The sequence below is a fragment of the Endozoicomonas atrinae genome (assembly GCF_001647025.1).
GTDB classification, from domain to species: Bacteria; Pseudomonadota; Gammaproteobacteria; order Pseudomonadales; family Endozoicomonadaceae; genus Endozoicomonas; species Endozoicomonas atrinae.
The window spans coordinates 1-1,329 of record NZ_LUKQ02000563.1; the positions used below are offsets into that span (position 1 = coordinate 1).

General features: G+C 44.0%; 1 protein-coding gene. It reads right to left on the reverse strand.

What is annotated here, in order from left to right; genetic code table 11:
- On the reverse strand, positions 1–1,198 hold a 1,198-nt coding region (locus tag AK963_RS29065), incomplete at its 3' end, for a cadherin-like domain-containing protein (protein WP_139117778.1).
- Between the last annotated feature and the right edge of the window lie 131 nt (positions 1,199–1,329).

The window sequence follows — 1,329 nt, forward strand, 5'->3', positions numbered from 1 at the left end:
GAAAATCAACATCATTAAAACCTTCGGGTAGCTGTGGTCGACGAGACATCTGTTCTAGATAATGCATGGTAATGATGCCTAAGCATAGTTGGCGGCAGCTTAAGGATTTAGAAAATGCGATTGGTATAACCTGAGCATCAAGAGTGAACGATTCGGAGATAGTCCCCTCATAATTAATTAACGTAACAGGGAAGTTATTACTACTGCTATCGGAGTCTATTGATAGCTCAGTACCATTGATAACCCAGGGAAAACCATCTATTTCAACAGCATGAGGTGTACCATCAAATACATCGGTTCTGAACTGAAACAAGTCAATATTACTGAAATTAATTGTCGCCGTATTACCTGCTCCATCAACATCAATGGTGGCAGTATTTGTTGAGAGATCAAGTGTAACCTGATCTGATCTGAAATTACCTAAATCAACAATATTATTTCCTGTACCACCATTAAGCGTAATGACATCACCCGCCTGAAGATTTTCAAACTTGAAAGTATCATCATACGCAGAGCCGACGACTTCATTAACATCCCAAACATTGCGGATTACACCACCACCCACAGACTGATAATCACTGACGGTCGCATCAAATACAACGCCTCCAGTGGCACTGGAGAAATCAGCATTTGTCAGAGGCAAAATCACTTCATCAACGCTCTGCGCCTTAATTAACAGTTTTGGTGCATCCGCGACAGCGGCAATTTCGATAGCGTAGTTTCCGCTGGTCTCATAGGTTCCATCAGTAACAGTAAAACTTAACTGAGCCGTGGTTCCACCCAGGTTATAGCCCGGTCTGAACGTAAAGGTTCCATCCTGATTGTTGATCACATCCCCGGTACCATTAATCACCTGCACATTGGACACACTGAGATCTGCATATCCCCAGCCAGTGACAGTATTCACCAGATCAGCTTCAAGAATGGTTAAGCTGCTGTCTTCTGAGGTTGATGCTTCCAGGTCCGAAGCCTGTAATTCTGCACCAGCATTGATATGAATGGTTTGAGAAACTTCTGCAATGCTGCCAGAAGAAGGTTCTGAAGCAGAGGCCTTAACCACCACATCCAGCTGACCAGTATACCCATCCGCCAGATCTATCTGCATGGCTTGCTGCAAAGCGGGGGTTGGAATGACTGCAGGCCCATCATTTCCAACAACTACGGAGCCTGCATATATCTGTTTGTTGGCAGCTCCCATATCACAATACTCCGGACACTATTATGCAGCGATAGCACCATAGCTACTTAGCTCCTCATAAGTATTCATGACTTTTTCGTCATTCATTGCCAAGCCTAACTTCTCAAAAACTCTGTGCATCAGGTTCTGAT